Source organism: Blautia glucerasea, assembly GCF_020537505.1.
Classification (GTDB): domain Bacteria; phylum Bacillota; class Clostridia; order Lachnospirales; family Lachnospiraceae; genus Blautia_A.
In genome coordinates this window covers 41,725-62,017 of record NZ_JAJBMO010000016.1, presented here as the reverse complement: position 1 = coordinate 62,017, position 20,293 = coordinate 41,725, and the positions used below count along the sequence as shown (strand labels likewise).

16 protein-coding genes and 1 tRNA gene are annotated in these 20,293 nt (G+C 46.6%); 1 reads left to right on the top strand and 16 read right to left on the bottom strand.

Annotation, left to right across the window (positions count from 1 at the left end; all coding sequences use genetic code 11):
• Positions 1–135: 135 nt before the first annotated feature.
• From LIQ05_RS12885 to glgB, 13 genes are all read right to left on the bottom strand, one after another.
• Positions 136–1,401, bottom strand: a complete 1,266-nt coding sequence (locus LIQ05_RS12885) for a DUF362 domain-containing protein (protein ID WP_226821204.1) — start codon at positions 1,399–1,401, stop codon at positions 136–138.
• 172 nt (positions 1,402–1,573) lie between these two features.
• Positions 1,574–3,187, bottom strand: a complete 1,614-nt coding sequence (gene ptsP / locus LIQ05_RS12880; protein WP_226821202.1) for a phosphoenolpyruvate--protein phosphotransferase — start codon at positions 3,185–3,187, stop codon at positions 1,574–1,576.
• A gap of 256 nt (positions 3,188–3,443) precedes the next feature.
• A complete protein-coding gene (locus LIQ05_RS12875; RefSeq protein ID WP_226821200.1) occupies positions 3,444–4,472 on the bottom strand; it encodes a polyamine ABC transporter substrate-binding protein in 1,029 nt (342 codons plus the stop codon).
• Between the two features lie 181 nt (positions 4,473–4,653).
• On the bottom strand, positions 4,654–6,501 hold the full coding sequence (locus LIQ05_RS12870) for an extracellular solute-binding protein (RefSeq protein ID WP_226821198.1): 1,848 nt from the start codon (positions 6,499–6,501) through the stop codon (positions 4,654–4,656).
• Positions 6,502–6,511: 10 nt separating this feature from the next.
• Complete coding sequence (locus tag LIQ05_RS12865) at positions 6,512–7,333, bottom strand: ABC transporter permease (protein ID WP_226821196.1); 822 nt, start codon at positions 7,331–7,333, stop codon at positions 6,512–6,514.
• Complete coding sequence (potA, locus tag LIQ05_RS12860) at positions 7,333–8,376, bottom strand: spermidine/putrescine ABC transporter ATP-binding protein (RefSeq protein WP_226821194.1); 1,044 nt, start codon at positions 8,374–8,376, stop codon at positions 7,333–7,335. The genes LIQ05_RS12865 and potA overlap by 1 nt, the downstream gene beginning before the upstream one ends.
• A 107-nt stretch (positions 8,377–8,483) precedes the next feature.
• Complete coding sequence (locus LIQ05_RS12855) at positions 8,484–9,266, bottom strand: ABC transporter permease (RefSeq protein ID WP_226821256.1); 783 nt, start codon at positions 9,264–9,266, stop codon at positions 8,484–8,486.
• A 77-nt stretch (positions 9,267–9,343) separates the two neighbouring features.
• Entirely contained in the window at positions 9,344–10,168 is an 825-nt protein-coding gene (locus tag LIQ05_RS12850) for an ABC transporter permease (protein ID WP_226821254.1), read from the bottom strand.
• A gap of 56 nt (positions 10,169–10,224) precedes the next feature.
• Positions 10,225–11,229 (bottom strand): ABC transporter ATP-binding protein, encoded by a 1,005-nt coding sequence (locus LIQ05_RS12845; protein ID WP_226821189.1) that lies wholly within the window; start codon positions 11,227–11,229, stop codon positions 10,225–10,227.
• Positions 11,230–11,343: 114 nt separating this feature from the next.
• Positions 11,344–11,565, bottom strand: coding sequence for a hypothetical protein (locus tag LIQ05_RS12840; RefSeq protein WP_226821183.1), 222 nt, complete (start codon positions 11,563–11,565; stop codon positions 11,344–11,346).
• Positions 11,566–11,762: 197 nt separating this feature from the next.
• Positions 11,763–11,835, bottom strand: a tRNA-Thr gene (locus LIQ05_RS12835).
• A gap of 149 nt (positions 11,836–11,984) precedes the next feature.
• The gene (locus tag LIQ05_RS12830) at positions 11,985–12,476 is read right to left on the bottom strand and encodes an ureidoglycolate lyase (RefSeq protein ID WP_226821181.1); all 492 of its coding nucleotides are present in this window, start codon (positions 12,474–12,476) and stop codon (positions 11,985–11,987) included.
• A 38-nt stretch (positions 12,477–12,514) separates the two neighbouring features.
• Positions 12,515–14,851 carry a 1,4-alpha-glucan branching enzyme gene (glgB, locus tag LIQ05_RS12825; protein WP_226821178.1) on the bottom strand — a complete coding sequence of 779 codons (2,337 nt, stop codon included), beginning with the start codon at positions 14,849–14,851 and terminating at the stop codon, positions 12,515–12,517.
• Between the two features lie 210 nt (positions 14,852–15,061).
• Between glgB and LIQ05_RS12820 the strand changes: the two genes are divergently transcribed.
• On the top strand, positions 15,062–16,036 hold the full coding sequence (locus tag LIQ05_RS12820) for a carbohydrate kinase family protein (protein WP_226821174.1): 975 nt from the start codon (positions 15,062–15,064) through the stop codon (positions 16,034–16,036).
• A 279-nt stretch (positions 16,037–16,315) separates the two neighbouring features.
• Here LIQ05_RS12820 and LIQ05_RS12815 read toward each other — a convergent pair whose 3' ends face one another.
• Genes LIQ05_RS12815 through ilvB form a run of 3 tightly spaced genes read right to left on the bottom strand, consistent with a single transcriptional unit; the run spans position 16,316 to position 20,234 of the window.
• Positions 16,316–17,479, bottom strand: coding sequence for a phosphoglycerate dehydrogenase (locus LIQ05_RS12815; protein WP_226821172.1), 1,164 nt, complete (start codon positions 17,477–17,479; stop codon positions 16,316–16,318).
• Entirely contained in the window at positions 17,479–18,561 is a 1,083-nt protein-coding gene (serC, locus tag LIQ05_RS12810; protein ID WP_226821168.1) for a 3-phosphoserine/phosphohydroxythreonine transaminase, read from the bottom strand. Before serC ends, LIQ05_RS12815 begins: the two co-directional genes overlap by 1 nt.
• The gene (gene ilvB / locus LIQ05_RS12805) at positions 18,558–20,234 is read right to left on the bottom strand and encodes a biosynthetic-type acetolactate synthase large subunit (protein ID WP_226821166.1); all 1,677 of its coding nucleotides are present in this window, start codon (positions 20,232–20,234) and stop codon (positions 18,558–18,560) included. The genes serC and ilvB overlap by 4 nt, the downstream gene beginning before the upstream one ends.
• Positions 20,235–20,293: the final 59 nt, after the last annotated feature.

The window sequence follows — 20,293 nt, the reverse complement described above, 5'->3', positions numbered from 1 at the left end:
AATTAGAGATCTGATCACAGTGTCAGATCTCTAATTATGTAGTCTTTCTGAATTATTTCTTTTCTCTATGGTATTTCGTATGTCTCGCATAACACCAGGTGCAATTTCCTCTTCGATTAACTTATTTTACAGATATCATTTCACCTTAATTGCCTTCTTCGGGCACATTTCCTGGCAGCAGAAGCAGCGGATACACTTCTTGTAGTCGTAGACGGGGGGATGGTTTTTGCCATTTCGGAAATCTACGGCTTTGCCGGGGACGGGACAGCTGTTGACGCAGATGCCGCAGCGGACGCATTTGTCCGGCTCGATGTAGGGCTTCTTCTGGAAAATGTTCAGGGCTTTGGCCAATTTGGTCCAGATGTTGCTGCGGATTTTGGTGCGGTCTACGTTGAAGCTGGGATTGCCGTATTTTTCTATTAGATTCTCCATAGAAACCATACCACAGCTTAATCTAATCCCATTTTTACCGACCTGTAAATTCAGGCTTTTTTGTTCTTTTTCAATATCCTTTATTCTTTCGTCTCCCGGTGCTCCGCTCCTATCCCCCTCACAAGCTGACGTATCTTCCTTCACCACCACAATTTCAATATTTGCTTCTTTGCAGTTCCCAAGCCCCATCTTTTCCCCATGATAATTGGTGGGAACCATCTCTGGTTTCAGATAGACCAGTCTTGCAAAAACGCTGTCCAGTGCTACGGGATCGGTGGACATGAGGATCACGTTCATGACTGTCGGATCTCCGGAGCCGGGGCCATTGCCTTCCATGGCGGTGATTCCGTCCATGATGTAAAGCCTGGGCTTCACATACTGGTTCAGGTCGATGAGCATCCGGGCGAAGCTGTCCGCGCTGGGGTATTTGGTGTGACCGATGGCTTTATTCTTTCCATATATAAAGCCGTAGCTATTCTTTACTGCGCCGGTGATCCGCTCCAGAGCGTGGGTTTTCATCTTGGAAAGAGAAATCACACAGTCTGCTTCCAGCAATTCTTTCGGAAGGATAAACTCCTTCGCCTGGACTCCATCTGGGTTCTCCACATGCACACCCTTGGTGTAATCAATGGCTGGGATCTGGTATTTCTCCAGATAGGTGTCCATTCCGGTACCCTGGATTACCTGCTTCGTAGTTCCGTGGCCGCAGGAGTCCGCAAGTACAATGTTCTCATAGCCCGCCTCGCGCAAAATCCGGGCAAAGGCGCCCACCACCACCGGGTGTGTGATCACAGCCTTCTCCACTTCTGCTTTTTTCAGAAGGTTGGGCTTTAAAAGGATTTTTTCTTCTTTATTAATAAGGGCGCCAATACCTCCAAGTTCTTTTAAACCTCTTTTTAAAAGAGTATATATCCGTTCTTCCTCATAAGAATCACAAGAAAGTACGATTACTTTACTTTTTTCATTCATGTTGTATACCTGTATTCTAAATCAGTAGCTGATGCTGCCAATCTGACATTCTTATTATATTTTGTAATTCAAAGTAACTGTTCAATACCTTCACAGTTACACGCTTCGCGGTGCATTCTGAATAGTTACAATTCAAATCATATTTGCTCCAGAGTTACATTCCTAATCACAGCTATTTCTCATCAATGCAAACCGCTCTCAGCGCTTTCCGCACCGGCAAAATACACGCTGGTACCACAGACAGCGCATCCACTCCCATCCGAAGGAACGTCTCCGTCAATCTGGTATCTGCTGCCAGCTCCCCACAAAGGCAAATCTTACAATTCTGCGCATGCCCAGCATCAACGATCATCTTTATCATCTTCAGGATTGCCGGATGATGGTCGTTATATTTCTTCTGCAGAAGGGGATTCTGCCGGTCCATTGCCAGTGTATACTGAGTCAGGTCATTGGTTCCAATTCCAAGGAAGTCTACCCGTTTCGCCAGTTCTTCCCCGATCATCACTGCCGCCGGAGTTTCCATCATGATTCCTGTCTGGATTTCTTTAAACGGTACTCCTGCTGTCTGCAGCTCTTCTTTCACCTCTGTTACCAGAGCTTCAATCTCGTCCATTTCCTCTTCTGCACAGATCATGGGATACATCATGCCCAGATTGCCATACCAGCTTGCCCGGTAAATGGCGCGGATCTGTGTTTTAAACAGGTTCTTCCGGTCCAGACTGAGGCGGATTCCACGGTTTCCCATAAGAGGATTGGTTTCCTTAGGAATTTCAAGATAAGAGGCCTGTTTATCTGCCCCAAGATCTGCGGTACGGATGATCACAAGGCGGTCTCCCATAGTCTGTGCGGTCTTCTTATAGGCCTGGAAAAGCTCTTCCTCACCAGGATAGTTTTCCCTGCCAAGGTACTGGAATTCGCTTCGAAGAAGTCCGATTCCCCTTGCCCCATAGTAAAGAACGCTGTTCAGATCATCCAGACTGCCTATATTGGCGTAAATTCCTACTTTTCTGCCATCCTTTGTCACATCTGCCTGATCCTTCAGCTTCAGAAGTTCTTCCCGCTCTACCAGATCTGCCTTTCTGCGGATCTCGTATTCCTTGCGAATCTCGCTGTCTGGCTCCAGGTAGATGGTTCCTGTATAGCCGTCAATAATGGCCACGCTGTCTTCCCACTCTTCCTCCGACTGGGGGATTCCAATGCCTGTGACACAGGGAATGTCCATGTTTTTCGCAAGGATGGCGGCGTGTGAGGTGGAGGAACCTTTCCGGGTGATGATTCCAAGAAGCTTCTCCTTATTCATTTCCATTAGTTCTGCAGGGGACAAAGTGTCTGCAGCCAGGATCACAGGTTCTTCTCCCAGATCAATTTTGTTCTCGTCTTCTCCAAGGATTTCCAGAAGGAGGCTGGACACACGACTTACATTGTGGATCCGTTCTTTTATGGACGAGTCGTTTAAGCTGGAAAAAGTGCTCTGCAGCTCATCCCGTGTGGTCTGCACTGCATAGGCGGCGGTCACTTTTTCTCCTGTGATCATGCTCTGCACTGCCCGGAGGAAGCTGCCGGAACCCAGAAGCTCTGCCTGTTCCAGGATCTGATTTTCTGACATTCTGTCATACTCTTCCTTCAAAGTCTGCATCACATGCCGGCGTGCCACATCAAAATTCTTCAGTTCCTTCTTCACATCATCCGCCTGATGCTGCCGGACCTGGTATTCCCCTTTTCGATAAAATCTAATTTTCCCAATGGCTATTCCCGCAAAGGCGGAAGCGCCTTTATATATTTCCATTTTGTTTCTCCTCTCAAAAAGAATCCTTCTAAACAAGATTCTTCACCTGCGGCGTAACGCTCTGGCAATCTCTGCCATTCTACTGCACTGCAATTCTGTCCGTTAGGCCTTTTCTTCCATGTAAATAATAATCACACACTGGCAAAAATTTGTCAATAAGAGAAAAAAAGAGCCCTCACAGCAGTTTCCGGCTTCTTTCTCAAAGTCTTCCCCTTCCATGCAGGCTCTTCCTATTTCTATTTCTTCACTTATCTACTTAATCACAAGCTGCCTTGAACTCAGTCCAGTTCTTATTATACTGCTCCTCGGCCTCAGCGCTTACGTTCTTAATGCTCTCTCCGCTTGTTACGCTGTCCGGGACTACCAGGTTCTCGTCTACCAGCTCATCGGCAGCCTTGTTGGTGCAGTAGTAACCGATATAATTGAAGCACTGTGCAGCAACCTCCGGTCTTAAAATGTAATCTACAAACTGATAAGCTGCATCTGCGTTGGGTGCCTCGCTTGGAATGAACATTCCCATAACGCCGAAGCCAAGTCCCTCTTCCGGGTAAACCACCTTCAGATCCGGGTTCTCAGCCAGGGCTGCCGTTACCTGGGAGGTATAAAGGAACGCTACAGAAGCCTCCCCGTTCAGAAGTGCATTCTGGGTATTGTCATCCTGGATCATACGCACATTCGGTGCCAGCTCTACCAGCTTGTCGCCAGCCTCTGCAATGGTATCCACGTCTTCTTCATTCATGCTTTTTCCCATGGTGAGAAGGGTGATACCGTTAATAACACGATAGTTTCCGATCAACGCAATGCTGTCCTCCAGAGATGGATCCCACAGATCAGAATAGCCTTTGATATCAATGTCAACCTCATCCGGATCATATACGATCAGTGGAATGCCTGCACCGTACGGTACCGTGTACTCGTCATTTTCGTCATAGAACTGACCCTGGTAAAGAGGATTGATGTTTCCCCAGTTTGTGAGTTTCTCTTTGTCAAGTTTGGTGGCAAGACCTTCTTCTACGATTTTCTCAAGAATGTAATCGTCTGCGATAACCACATCATAATCTCCACCTTTTGCCATGGAAACCTTCTCCAGCATGGTCTCATCTGTGTCAAAGTTGGAGTATACGATCTTGCATCCGGTTTCTTCCTCGAAACCGTCCAGAACCTCCTGTGGGAACATACCTTCCCAGGTATAGAGGACCAGCTCGGAATCAGCTGCGTATACAGGTGCCACGCAGCCACAGATTGCTGCTGCAGCAAGAATTACCGCAAGTAACTTTTTCTTCATAATAGTCGTTCTCCCTTCTTTCTTGTGAAGACACATCCAACATTTTCCAGCTATGTCTTCACTATTTACTCATCTACATTTTGAAACAAGCACCCTGTCCTTCCAATTTCCGAATTCATTTTCGTACTTTCGTTTTAAATGGGCGTTACTGTTCACAGTAACGAATGGGCTTCTCTTCTGCTTACTCTGCCTTGATCTTCGTCCACAGCTCCGCATATTTCTGCTTGATCTTCGGTTCCTGATAACGGAAGATCTCGCTGTTTGGATTTTCAAAATCCGGGATGTAGGAGGAAACGCCCTCATACTCTCCGGTGATCATAGTTTCGTAAACACTCTTTACAGGAGAAGTATAACCTACTTCTTCCGTATTGGAAAGAGCAGATTCTTCATTTAGCATAAAATTAATAAACTGATGGGCAAGCTCTGTCTCATTGCAGTCCCTTGTGATAACCATTGCATCATACCAGTTGTTGGTTCCCTGACTCGGTGTGAAGTAATCCATATTTGGATTTTCGCTTATGATATAGGAAGCATCTCCGGAATAAACAACTGCCATAGCCTTGTTTCCGGAAATCATATTGTCAATGACGTCATCACCTGCATAAATCGGGTCCATGGTATTTCTCTGGTCAACCAGCCACTGGTAAGCTTCCTGAATCTGATTCTCATCTGTAGTATTCATGGAATATCCAAGAGCCTTCAGTGCTATCATAAAGGAATCCCGCTCAGAATCATACATGTAAATATTTCCTTTATATTTGGTATCCCTAAGAAGATCCCAGCCCTCCTGAAGATCTGCCGGATCAACCACAGTCGTATCATAAAGAATACCAACCGTTCCCCAGAAGTACGGGCAGGAATAACGATTTCCCGGATCATAGCTTTTATTCATGACCTCATCCATCAGGTTTCCCTTATTCGGGATCAGATCCCAGTCAATATACTGTAGATAATCCTCTTTAATCAGACGCTCGATCATATAATCAGAAGGAATCAGCACGTCATAGGACTCACCGCCTGAAAGCTTGGTGTACATCATTTCGTTGGATTCGAAGGTTTCGTAAACTACAGTACAATTATATTCCTGCTCAAACTGTGTCAGAAGATCCAGATCCATATATTCTCCTGCATTATAAACCTTCAGGACATGGTTCTCCGCTGCACCGCCTCCGCACTTGATCAGTCCGAAGCCAAGGGCGAAAACCAGCAGAAGGGCAATCACGCGCTGAATCTTTTTCGCATGCTTGCTGGCATGCTTTTCCAGGAGCTTTGGAAGCACGTTGGCAAAAACCATGACAAGCACAATGACCAGGATTACAATTGTGGACAGGGCATTGATGGTAGGGTTGATCCGCTTGGTCATATTGTAAACCACAATGGAAATATTTTTCACACCGTTTCCTGACACGAAGTACGAAATTACGAAATCGTCAAAGGACATGGTAAACGCCAGCAGCGCACCTGCGAAAATACCGTCCTTGATCATTGGCACAATTACCTTAGTAAGCGCCTGGAAAGGGGTAGCTCCAAGATCCATGGCAGCATTTGCCAGATTAGGGTCCAGGCTTCGCACCTTTGGATAAACACTGGTGATGACATAAGGCGTACAAAAGGAAATGTGCGCCAGCAGCATGGTAAAATATCCTTTTCGGAATCCCAATGAGGAAAACAGAAGCATCAGTCCGATGGCGGTTACAATATCCGGGTTCAAAATGGGCAGGTTGTTGATATTTAAAAGTGTTTCCTTTAACACCTTCCGGGACTTGGAAAGACCAATTGCAGTGATAGTTCCCAGCACTGTGGAGATCACAGTTGCCAGGATGGCGATGGTCACAGACACGTAAACCGCTTTGCTGACCTCTGTATTGTGCAGCAGCTCTGTATACCATCTCATGGAAAATCCCGTAAACCTGGTCAGGGATTTGGATGAGTTAAAGGAAAAGATCATGGTCACCAGAATGGGCAGGTAAAAGAACACCAGGCAGATGGCCACGTAAAATTTCTGAAAAAAGCTTGTTTTTTTCTGCATGATATCCCTCCTACTCTCCTTTTTCCTTGTCCATCCGCTTCATCAGGCTCATGGAGATCAAAATGATCACCGCAAGGATCATGGAAATGGCACTACCGAAGTTCCAGTCTCCAACAGAGATAAACTGGGACTCGATCAGGTTTCCGATGAGCATGTACTGTCCGCCTCCCAGAAGCTTCGGAATAACGAAGGAGGAAATGGAAAGAAGGAAAACCATCATAATACCATTTACCACACCAGGCAGGGACAGCTTCCAGATCACCTTCCAGAAGGTCTGGAAACGGTTGGCACCCAGATCGTAGGCTGCCTCGATTAGGGATTTGTCCATTTTATTTAAGGAGGTATGGATAGGGATGATCATAAAGGGCATAAAGTTGCAGATCAGACCTACCATTACGGAAAAATCCGTATACATCATACTGATAGGTCCCAGTCCGATTTTTGCCAGAAGGTTGTTGATGATTCCGTTATCTGCAAGAAGATTCATCCACGCATAGGTACGAAGAAGCATGTTGATCCACATTGGAATGGTTACCAGCATAATGAGAAGTCCCTGGACTTTCTCAGAGCATCTCGCAATGATCAGGGCAAGGGGATAGCCAAGCACCAGACAGATAAAGGTGGTGAGAAGTCCCAGCCAGAAGGATTTCAGGATCACATTCAGGTAGGTAGCTTCCAGGAATTTGGCAAAATTTCCCCAGGTGAAGGAAAGTGTCATTACTTCATTTCCTTCTGTTGTGAACGCATACAGGGCAATGAGAAACAGTGGGATCACAAGGATAACAATTGCCCAGATAAAGTAAGGAATGATCAGGCGCTTAAACTGTTTCATCAATAAGCTCCCATTCTGTACATGACGTGAATGTCTTCCGGTCCGAATTTCAGTCCTACCTGGCGGCCCACTTCCGCATAATCGGTGGTCTGAACTTTATAGGTGCGCAGTTCTGTTTCTACGAGAATTTCGTAATGAACGCCTTTGAAGGTGACGTTTCGGACAACACCGTTGATTTTCGCCTGAGATGGTTCCACAATGTCAAGGTCCTCAGGACGAAGCACAACCTCGATTTCTTCATTATCCTCAAAGCCTTTGTCCACGCATTCGAATTCAAATCCGTCAAACTGAACCAGATAATCTCTGATCATAATTCCTTCTATAATATTGGACTCTCCAATGAAGCCTGCTACGAAACGGTTTTCGGGCTCGTTATAAATATCGGTAGGAGAACCGATCTGCTGAATTTCACCGTTATTCATAACGACCACAGTATCAGACATGGAAAGAGCTTCCTCCTGGTCATGCGTAACGTAAATGAAGGTAATTCCAACCTCCTGCTGGATTTTTTTCAGCTCAATCTGCATCTGTTTTCGTATTTTCGCATCCAAGGCGCCAAGAGGCTCGTCAAGAAGAAGGATTTTCGGCTCATTTACCAGCGCACGGGCAATGGCAACTCGCTGCTGCTGTCCGCCGGAGAGCAGGGTGACATCTCTTTTTTCGAAACCTTCCAGACCTACCATTTTCAGCATTTTTCTGACTTTCTGGGCAATCACGTCTTTGTCCATTTTTTTCAGATTCAGGCCGAATCCAATATTTTCTGCCACATTCAGATGTGGAAAAAGGGCATATTTCTGGAAAACGGTGTTTACCTCTCTCTTATATGGAGGTAACTTGGAAATCTCAATTCCGTTAAACAATACTTCGCCGCCGCTTGGCTCCTCGAAGCCTGCAATAATACGAAGGGTTGTGGTCTTTCCACAGCCACTTGGTCCCAGAAGGGTGAGAAACTCGTTCTCATAGATGTCCAGATTGATTCCGCGGAGAACCTGCTGGTCATCAAAGTTTTTGGTGAGGTTTTTCAACTCTATGAGTTTGTTCATTCGTGTGCTCCTTTCCGTCCCTAAGTGGAAATATCCATATATTTCCTCATGCCGTGAAAAAACTGGCTTTTATCAGGTGATTTTCTTCGCTAATTCCTGTGATCAGATTACTTATACTTTCTCTTTAACTTCTTTATAAGAGAGTAAACAAGAAGAATTACCACTGTAAAAGCCAGCATGATCGTACACAGCGCATTGATTTCCGGCGTGACACCGGTTTTTATCTGAGTGTACACCTTGATCGGCAAGGTGGACAGCCTCGGACCGTTAATAAAAATACTGATCACCACATCGTCCATGGACATGGCGAAGGCAAGTAATGAGCCAGATGCCACAGCCGGCATGATCAGCGGCAGTGTGATGTCAAAAAAGGCTCTCATGGAAGTGGCTCCAAGATCCCGGGCGGCTTCCTCAAGGGAAGGATCCATGCCCACAAGCCTTGCTTTTACTTCCATCAAGATATAAGGAATGCAAAATACCGTGTGCCCGATGAGCAGGGTAAGCATTCCAAAGGGCAGGTTCAGCATATAAAAAAATGCCATCAGCACCATACCCAGAATGATTTCCGGTATCATAAGGGGCAAAATGGAGATGTACTCCAATGCGCCTTTTGTTTTCCAATGGATCCGGGACAGGCCCACAGCTCCCAGAGTTCCAATCACTGCAGATACTGCGCAGCTAGCCACCCCAAGGATCAGGCTGTTTACCAGGGCTTCCATCATAGCACTGTCTGCGAACAGCTTTTCGTACCACTGGAGGGAAAATCCGGTGAGGCGCACGGGAAGCTTGGATTCATTGAAGGAGAAAATGATAACTACGGCTACGGGGAGGTACATTAAGAAGAAAATGATGCCAAGGTATATCTTCTCAAAGCGGGTGCTCCGCTTCATGCCGTAGCTCGCTTTTCTCTTCTTTCCAGCCTTTCTGGCTAATGCACTGTTTTTACCTTCGTTGTTTCGTGTGTTCATCATCCTAGTCCCTCCACTTCTTTCGCATTTGTAACCTTGCGGTACAGCAAGATCATCAAAGTGGTAAGGATCATCATGATCACCGCCAGGGCTGCCGCGAAAGGCCAGTTATTTCCCCTGGTCATCTGATCCTGGATCAGGCTTCCGACCAGCACCACCTTGTTTCCGCCCAGGATATCTGCTATGAAAAACAGTCCCATGGAGGGAATAAAGGTTAGGATCACGCCGGACAAAAGCCCTGGCAGGGTCAACCTAAAGCTTACCGTCCAGAATGCCTTCGCCTTACTGGCTCCCAGATCGCGGGCAGCTTCTACCAGTGACCAGTCCAGTTTTTCTGCGCTGGAATACACAGACAGGATCATAAATGGCAAAAGAACATAAATCATACCAATGACGATTGCCGGGTAGCTGTACATGATTTTCAGCGGCTTCTGGATCAGGTCCAGCTTTTTCAGAACAAAATTCAGAAGACCTTTTTTCTGGAGTATGATGATCCAGCCATATAAACGGATCAGGGAATTCACCCAGAACGGAAGCATTAGGAGAAGCATGGCTTTCTTTTTGCCCCCTGCTGGTAATTTCGCCATGAAGTAGCCAAATGGGTAGCCGATCAGGGTGATAAAAAGAGTGCTTGTAATGGCTAACTGGAAGGACTGGACGAAGGTGTTCAGGTACACGGGTTCCAGGATCTTCCGGTAATTATCCAGGGTAAAGATCCACTGTACACCGTGGACTTCTCCCGGGGTGGCGAAGCTTAGGGCCACCATGTACAGGAGGGGACATGCCACGAAAATCAAGGTAAAAATGTATAGCGGCAGGATCATGCCGATGGTGGCGTGAGTGTGCTTCGCCGAAGATTTGCTCCGGCTTATTTTGCCCCTCACAGTCTTTCTCCTTTTGCATTGTCTACTATAACAGCATTCTTCAGATCAAAGTACCAGTTTATCTGCTGGCCTGGCTGAATATTTGCATTCATGCCGAATCGGCTGGCTGTGATTTCTGTTCCGTCTGACAAGACTAGCAATACTCTTAGCTGTCCCGCAGCAAAATTTTTCTCCTTTACCACTGCCGAATAGCCCTGTTTACAATTTTCATCCAATATTATGTTCTCACTTCGAATTGCCACTGTTCCATCCATACCCACAAGCTCGCCTTTCAGGATATTGGCATTTCCCACAAAAGTTGCCACATAACTGGTTTTCGGGTGGTTGTAGATTTCATCCGGAGTGCCGATCTGCTCAAAACGACCCTGGTTCATAACCACAATCCGGTCAGACATGTTGATGGCCTCTTCCTGATCATGAGTGATATAGATAAAGGTAATTCCCAGCTTCTTCTGCAGGCGCTTTAATTCCAGCTGCATAGCCCTGCGAAGCTGCAGATCCAAAGCTCCAAGCGGCTCATCCAGAAGCAGTACCCGGGGATTATTTGCCAGTGCTCTTGCAATTGCCACCCGCTGCTTCTGTCCACCGGACAACTCGGCAGGTTTCCGTTTCTCATACCCCTCCAGCTGCACCAGCTCCAGCATTTCCTTTACCTTTTTCCTGATATCTGCTTTTGACACTTTTCGTATTTTCAAGCCATATCCGATATTGTCCGCCACGTTCATATGGGGAAAAAGAGCGTAATTCTGAAATACCGTATTTACGTCTCTTTCATTTGGCTCCAGATTCGTCACATCCTTTCCCTCCAGCCATACACTTCCGCTGTCTGGTTGTTCCAGGCCAGCGATAATGCGGAGAGTGGTGGTCTTGCCGCAGCCGGATGAACCAAGCAATGTGACGAATTCGCCTTGCTCTATTTTTAAGTTAATCCCCTGAAGGACATATTCTCCTGGAGTAAAACTTTTTTTCAGATCTTTTAATTCAAGAAATGAGTCAGACATTTGTCCCCTCCTCTCTGTGTGATTTCAAATTTACGAAAAAAAACACGGGATACCGACCAGCTTTATATAGAGAAATGCTTCTGCATAAACACTATACATGTCTATGCGGTGCATTTACTGCATATTGCTATATCGGTAACCCGTATTCTCATACATTTTTTCGAAAAAAGGTACACCAAAAGCTGGTCCGTCCTGCTCCATCCAGTCAGAACGCACCCCGGTAGCTCCAAGATTCTCAGAGCCTCTTCCAAGCCCGCCTAAAAAAGCCGCAACACGCGCCGTGGTCTCACGCTCTATTTTCTTTTCAAAAAAGCCTGGGGCAGAATAACCTGACATATACCTCGTCTCCTTTGTGTTACTGATCACATCCTGACCAGTAACCCTTTGTTTGCAATCAAGGTGTATTCTATCATAGAATGAACCATTTGAAAACAATTATTTTCCCATTGATGACATATTTTTTCATTTAATAAATTAGGAGCAGACTCCAAATGGCTCTGCTCCCTTGCAAAAAATTTTCTCCTATAAGAAAAAGCTGGAAATGAGACTCGAACTCACGACCCCTTCATTACGAGTGAAGTGCTCTACCGACTGAGCTATTCCAGCTTATGATCTGGCAAATGGAATCATCTGCCAGACACAAAAATTATTTTAGTTTATATACGGGAATTTGTCAAGAAATATTTAACTTGAGTTTTCTTTGCATTTTCTCAGGTAATCTCTTGTTTCCTTTTCAAAGGTAATATTCCCAAGCTTTACATAACCTTTATTTTAAACCAGTCCTTCTCTGGAAATTCCACAACTGTACAGTCGTTTGCATAGGTACATTCCGGAAGAATGATCATGGCGTGAAGGACTTCGTTATGTACTGGCAGTGGACATAAATGCCAGATTGCCTGGTTGATTTTTACCATACAGCCCTTTGGAACAATGAAAGCCTTGGTAAGTTCCGGAACCGGAGTTCCTCCGGAAGCCGGGGCAACATGGATGATCATATCATCGTCCAAAGCTACGATTCCCTCCCAGGTTGTGGTGTGATACTCAGCCATCTTTACAACGCGGTCATCTTTTTTCACCGCGATCGGAGAAAAGCCCATGCTGCCGACACAGGTTCCTGAAATGCGGTCTGGGTAAAATTTATGGATCTCACCCTGCAGCGGATATCCCTCTGGCTCTGTCATAGAATAAAAGCTTCCATATGGTGCAAAATCTGCGGTGTTAATCTTTATTGCCTGAATTTCTTTCATTTGTAAAAACCTCCTGTTTTTGTTTCCCCATTTTTATATTATTTTATTGCTTTCTCTTTTTTCTCTGCCTTGACAGCTTCTTCTGCCTTTGCAGATTTTTCTTCCTTTACTGGCTTCTTTGTAGCAGCTTTCTTTTCTACAATTTCTGTTTTCTTAGCTGCTTTTTCTGTGGCTGCTTCCACTTTCTTTGCAACTTTCGTTCTCGCAGCCTTTACCAGTTTTCCTGCATTCTTGTCTTTCGTGGTTTTCACAGCTTTTGCTACTGTCACTTTCTTCTTAGCTGGTGTCTTCCCTGGAGTACAGCTGAAAATACTTACCCCCAGTGCTGGAAGTTTTACTTTAATGGAGTGCTCCCGTTCGTCGCACTCTTCTGCTTTCGCGGTCTTTATCCGTGGATTTACCACGCCCTCGCCGCCAAATTCTGCCGCGTCGCTATTAAAGATCTCTTTATATTTACCTGCAAAAGGCACGCCCACCTGGTAATTCCCGTAGGGAATTGCGGCAAAATTACAGATTACAAGCAAAGTCTCTTCTGGCTTCTCCGTCTTGCGGAGGAAGGTGATCACATTCTCCTCATATTTCATCAACTGGATCCACTCGAATCCGTCGTATTCATCGTCCATCTGATATAGGGCTGGTGAACTCTTATAGAGGGCATTCAACGCCTGAATACATTTCGAAAGCCCCTCCGGCATCTCTGCTCCCGGCGCCATCATCTTGCAGCCAGGATGAACCATCATATAGGAATAAGCCTCTCTCACCTGCGCCAGCTTCTGCTTCCCGTCCCCTGGCAGCTTTGCCATAAGCTCCTCAAGACTTCCCACGTCCCGGCTTCCAAGCGTCAGAATATAATGCTCGGAATAGGCATACAAAGTGGAGAGTGTCAGCTGGTCATGATAATTCTTCCGCAAAATGGGATCCACAGACAGATAGAACAGGAAGTCCCTTGTCCATCCGCCGCTCCATTTGTAATCAAATCCAATGTGATCATTCTCTACGCTGTCGGTCAGCTCTGGCCACAGGCCATCCTCCTGGGCGATCAGAAGAGCACCTGGAGCACGCTTTTTCACAATGGAATTGAGATGCTTTAAAAACTCAATGGCATGGAGGTTCTCATTAGAACCATAGATATTCGGAGTCCATCCATCTTTTCTTCCATAATCCAGGTACAGCATGGCGTCTACATCATCCATGCGGAGCCCATCTGCATGGAAAACCTCCAGCCAGAAGCAGGCATTGGAGATCAGGAAATCCTTTACCATTGGACTGTCATAATTGTAAAGCATGGTCCCCCACATTGGGTGAACTGCCATATCCGGATCCTTCACCTCATAAAGAGGTGTTCCGTCAAATTTCTCCAGGCCGCCTGCGTACCCTGGAAACTGGGCCGGCGACCAGTCCAGGATCACACCGATTCCCTCCTGGTGAAGTCCATCCACCAGCGCTGCAAAATCTGCCGGTGTACCATAGCGTGTGCTTACTGCAAAATAGGCGGAAGTCGGATAGCCATCTGACCCCTCCTCCAGAAACTCCATAACCGGATGAAGCTCTACATGGGTGTAACCCTGCCCCTTTGCAAAAGCGATCAGCTCTTTTCCCTCTTTCCACTGTCCAAGGCTTGTCTCATAAATAGAAACAGGCTGCTTCCGGTCATCGTATTTCTTACGGTCTGTCATCCATTTCTCATCTGTCCACTGGAAACCGTCCACCTCTGCCACAACAGAATCCCACACTGGCGCCGGCTGGGTTCTGTTTCCATAAGGATCCGCCTTCTGAAGGATCACATCCCCCTTCACCTTGATCTCATAGCGGTAGGCATCTCCTGGTTTCACCCCTGGCACAAACAGCTCAAAAATACCGGACATGGGCATCTTGTGCATGGGAAGCACTCTGCCATCCCAGTTGTTGAATTCTCCAACCACACTTACCCGGATGGCATTTGGCGCCCACACTGCGAAATGGGTACCAGCGACACCATCCATGGTCATAGGATGTGCTCCCATTTTCTTATAGGCCTCATAATAAACGCCGCCCAGAAAAGCTCTCTCATCTTCCTCTGTGAGAAGTCCTCCAAATGCGTAAGCATCCTTGAATTTCTTCGTCTCCTTCTCAAGCTCTACCTGGAATTCATAATCCGGGATCTTTCTTCCTGGGAGCAGCACTGCATAATAACCAGCTTCGTCTTCCAGCTCCATCTCATATTTCTTACGTCCCACAGTCACAACCGCACTTTTGGCCTCTGGGAAAAATCCCTGTATCAGCACACCGTCCGGTGTCAGTCTGGGTCCCATCACATCCCTGGGCGCTGTCTCTTCCCCGTATACAACCGCTTCAATTCCTGGCCAGTCCATATAATCATATACTGTTTTACTCATAAGCCTCTCCATTTCCCCGCCACCATTCACGGATTGTCAGTCTTTCCGAAAAATATCATTATTGTTATAATTTTTCAGAAATCCAACCTGTTATTTCCTATTATTTTACCATTTTTCTCCCAGAAAGAAAAGGAATTTGTTTGACAAATATCCTTTTCTGCGTTAAATTATTGGTATATATTTTTGAAAACATCTAAGGAGGATTTTTCAATGAGCAATCGAAACTATGACGTGACTGCACTTGGCGAGCTTCTCATTGATTTTACAGAGAATGGCACCAGCACACAGGGCAACCCAATTATGGAAGCCAATCCTGGTGGGGCTCCATGTAACGTTCTGGCTATGCTGGAGCGCCTTGGCAAGAAGACCGCTTTTATCGGAAAAGTTGGAAAGGACATGTTTGGAAACCAGCTGAAGACCGCTGTGGAAGAAGTTGGAATTGATACCAGGGCTCTTATTATGGACGAGGAAGTACATACCACACTGGCATTTGTCCACACCTATCCAGATGGAGACAGAGATTTCTCCTTCTACCGCAATCCGGGTGCTGACATGATGCTGACCATGGATGAGGTACCGGACGATCTGATCCGTGATTCCCGTATTTTCCATTTCGGAACCCTCTCTTCCACCCATCCAGGAGTAAGGGAAGCTACCCGTCACGCCATTCATGTGGCCAAAGACGCTGGCTGTATCATCACCTTTGATCCAAACCTTCGTCCTCCGCTGTGGAATTCCCTTGAGGATGCCCGTAAAGAAATTGAGTACGGTCTTACCAAATGTGACGTCCTGAAGATTTCTGACAACGAGGTCGAATTCCTTTTCCATACTACAGACTATGACAAGGGCGCTGCACTTATTGAAGAGAAATATCACATTCCACTGGTTCTCATCACCCTGGGTAAAGACGGAAGCCGCGCTTACTACAAGGGACACCGTGTAGAATGTGCCCCGTTCCTTCAGGAGAATACCATCGAGACCACTGGTGCCGGAGACACCTTCTGCGCCAGCATCCTGAACTACGTTCTCGACCACGGCCTGGAAGACCTCACCGACGAGAACCTGATGGAAATGCTCACCTTCGCCAACGCAGGCGCATCCCTCATTACAACCCGTAAGGGTGCTCTTCGTGTCATGCCAACCCGCGAAGAAGTTGAGGAATTTATTGCAAAGAGCGGCAGATAAACTTACTCTTAATCTATATAAAAAAACAGAGGCAACTGATTTCTTAAATCGGTAGTCTCTGTTTTTTTATATAGCCAGATTTCCCCGGTGTGAACGGTTGAAGACAGTTAGTCGAATTTGGGGATTTTGTGAGCATAGCGATAGCCAGGTATGCACTGTCTGAGCCTTTAGGCGAGTTTGCATACCTGGCTATCAATAAGCGGCGGAGCAAAATCCCCAAATTCGACGTTGTCTGAAAACGTTCACACCGGGGAAATCGTCCGCCTTGAATATTCTTATTTATTTTACCACACGAACCTTAGAAACACCCTCAATGGCCTTCAGCGCATCCAGTGCCTCTGCGGAAGCCGCACTCTCCAGATCGATCAGGGTATAGGCGAACTCCCCTTTACTCTTGTTGGTCATATCCGCAATGTTCAGTCCCTCTGCACCAAGGATCTTAGTGAGCTGGCTGATCATGTTCGGGATATTTTTGTGGGTGATGGCGATACGTCCAACAGCCACACAGGTACCCATATCACAATTCGGGAAGTTTACGGAATTCTTGATATTACCATTCTCAAGGAAATCACGAACCTCCTTCACAGCCATAACTGCACAGTTCTCCTCAGACTCCTCTGTGGAAGCTCCAAGATGAGGAGTCACCAGAATGCCCTCATGGCCTGCAACGGTATGGTTGGCAAAGTCCGTTACATACTTCTTCACCTTACCGCTGTCCAGTGCCTCAATAAGAGCATCCTCATCCACCAGAAGATCACGTGCAAAGTTCAGGAGCACAACGCCGTCCTTCATCTTCCCAAAAGCTTCTTTATTGATCATCTTCTTTGTAGAATCCAGAAGCGGAACATGAACCGTAATATAATCACATTTGCTGTAAATCTCCTCTAAGCTCTTGCTGTGCTTAATGGTACGGGAAAGATTCCATGCTGCATCAATGGAAATGTATGGGTCATAACCATAAACCTCCATGCCAAGGGAGGCTGCCGCATTTGCCACCATGCTTCCGATGGCGCCAAGGCCGATGATACCAAGCTTTTTGCCCATGATCTCACAGCCTGCAAACTGCTTCTTCTGCTTCTCAGCAAGCTTATCAATGTCCTCCTGGTCCTTCTCCCTCTGTACCCACTCAATACCGCCTACAATATCACGGGAAGCAAGAAGCATACCAGCAAGAACCAGCTCCTTTACACCATTTGCATTAGCTCCAGGAGTATTAAATACAACAATACCTTTCTCTGCACACTCTTTCACCGGAATGTTATTGACACCGGCACCAGCACGTGCGATCACAGCTACACTTTCCGGAAGCTCCAGGTCATGCATCTTTGCACTTCTTACAAGAACTGCCTGGCAGTCATCCAGAGTATCTGCTTTTCTGTATTTTTCATCAAAAATGTCCAGGCCTTTCTGGGCAATAGGATTCAGGCAATGATACTGAAACATTACGCATTTTCCTCCTCAAACTTTTTCATGAATGCAACCAGCGCTTCCACGCCAGCCTTCGGCATTGCATTGTAAATGCTTGCTCTCATACCGCCAACGGTTCTGTGGCCTTTCAGGTTCACAAGACCAGCCTTAGCAGCCTCAGCTACAAATTTCGCATCCATCTCCTTGTCACCAGTTACGAAAGGAACATTCATAAGGGAACGGTCCTTCGGTACAACAGTGCCATGGAAAAGCTTGCTGGAATCAAGGAAATCATAAAGGATCTTTGCCTTCTCCTCATTGCGTTTCTTCATTTCTTCCAGACCGCCCATTTTCTTCAGCCATTTGAAAACCTTGCCGCATACGTAAATACAATATGCGTTCGGTGTATTATAAAGGGAGCCTGCATCTGCATGTGTTTTATATGTAAGCATGGTAGGTGTTCCCGGAAGAACATCCTCTGTGATCAGATCCTCACGGATGATGGCGATGACCATACCAGCCGGTCCAATATTCTTCTGAACACCGCCATAAATAATGCCGTATTTGCTTACATCAACAGGCTCGGAAAGGAAACAGGAGGATACATCCGCTACCAGTGTTTTGCCCTTTGTATTCGGAAGCTCTTTGAACTTGGTTCCATAAATGGTGTTGTTCTCGCAGATATAAACATAGTCTGCATCCGGGCTGACCGGCAGATCACTGCAATCCGGAATGTAGGAAAAGGTCTTATCCTCGGAAGAAGCAATCTTATTTGCTTTTCCATATTTCTGTGCTTCCTGGTATGCTTTTTTTGCCCACTGGCCAGTTACGATATAATCAGCCACCTTATTTTTCATAAGGTTCATAGGGATCATGGCGAACTGCTGGGAAGCGCCGCCCTGAAGGAAAAGTACCTTGTAGTTGTCCGGAATATTCATCAGCTCGCGAAGATCCTTCTCAGCTGTGTCGATGATCTCCTGGAATGCAGCACTTCTATGGCTCATTTCCATAACGGACATTCCGGTACCATTGTAATCCATCATCTCGTCTGCGACTTCTTTCAACACCTCTTCCGGAAGGACTGCTGGTCCTGCGGAAAAATTATAAACTCTGCTCATTTCTTCACATCCTCCTCGTCAAATACCTCATCTAAACTAGCTCCTGCAGGGACCATAGGATATACGCTTAAATCCTGGTCGATCCAGCAGTCGAGAACTACCGGTCCCTCTGATGAAAGCGCCATCTTAAGTGCAGGCTCTACTTCTTCCATCTTCGTAACGCGGATTGCTTTTGCTCCCATTGCCTCAGAGACTTTCACGAAATCCACACCGTCGTTTAAAACGGTCTGGGAATATCTGTGATCATAGAAAAGAGTCTGCCACTGGCGTACCATTCCAAGAACATGATTGTTCAGGATGATCTGGACAAGAGGTTTCCCGCAGCGAACTGCTGTGGCAATCTCGTTCATGTTCATACGGAAACAGCCGTCTCCTGCTATATTTACCACGGTTTTGTCCGGGCGGCCCATCTTTGCTCCGATAGCTGCACCAAGGCCGTAACCCATGGTACCAAGCCCTCCTGATGTAAGGAAGGTTCTCGGCTCCTTAAATTTGAAATACTGGGCAGCCCACATCTGATGCTGTCCAACATCGGTGGAAATGATCGCGTCTCCACCTGTCAGTTCATAAAGCTTCTGGATCACATATGGTCCGGTAAGCTGGGAATGATCGTAATTTAACGGATATTTTTCCTTCATATCCTGAATATGCTGTACCCACTGCTCATGGCTCTTCTCCGGAATTTTCTCAAGGAGAAGCTTCAGCACTTCCCTCAGATCTCCGATCACAGAGGCATCCACCACAATATTCTTGTTGATCTCCGCTGCATCTACATCGATCTGCAGGATTCTGGCCTTCGGTGCAAAGGTCTTGGTATCTCCTGTTACACGGTCGCTGAAACGTGCGCCCAGAGTGATCAGAAGGTCACACTCACACATTGCGTAGTTGGAAGTCTTTGTTCCATGCATTCCAACCGGACCGGTATAAAGCTCATCTTCTCCGGAAAAAGCACCTTTTCCCATAAGGCTGTCGCAGACAGGAGCCTGGATCTTATGGGCAAGTGCGCGAACCTCTTCAGATGCATCTGCGATCACGGCACCGCCGCCTACAAAGATAAATGGCTTCTTCGCTGCTGCGATCATCTGTGCTGCTGTATCCACATCTTCCGGACGGATGGCGTCCACCTTGGGCTCTACAGCTGTGATAGTGTGACGGATATATTCGCATTTTGCTGCGGTCACATCCTTGGGTACGTCTACAAGTACCGGACCTGGGCGGCCGCTTTTTGCAATAATAAAGGCTTTGCGAATGGTGTCCGCAAGCTGTGTTACATCTTTCACAATGTAGCTGTGTTTTGTCACAGGCATTACAATACCTGCAATATCAACCTCCTGGAAGGAATCCTTTCCAAGAAGGGCAGTTCCAACGTTACAGGTAATTGCTACCACAGGAACAGAGTCCATACACGCGGTGGCAATTCCTGTTACCAGGTTTGTGGCGCCTGGTCCGGAGGTTGCCAGACACACGCCGACTTTGCCGGTTGCACGCGCATAGCCGTCTGCTGCATGGGAAGCTCCCTGCTCATGGGAAGTAAGTACATGTTTGATTTTGTCACTGTATCGGTAAAGGGCGTCATAAACATTCAGGATGGCTCCGCCTGGATAGCCGAAAACGGTATCCACGCTTTGCTCCAGTAAACATTCTATGATGATCTCCGCTCCTGTAAGCTGCAATTTTGTTTCCTCCTTAGGGTATATCTTATATCTGTCCCGTCAGATCTATTATTTCACTA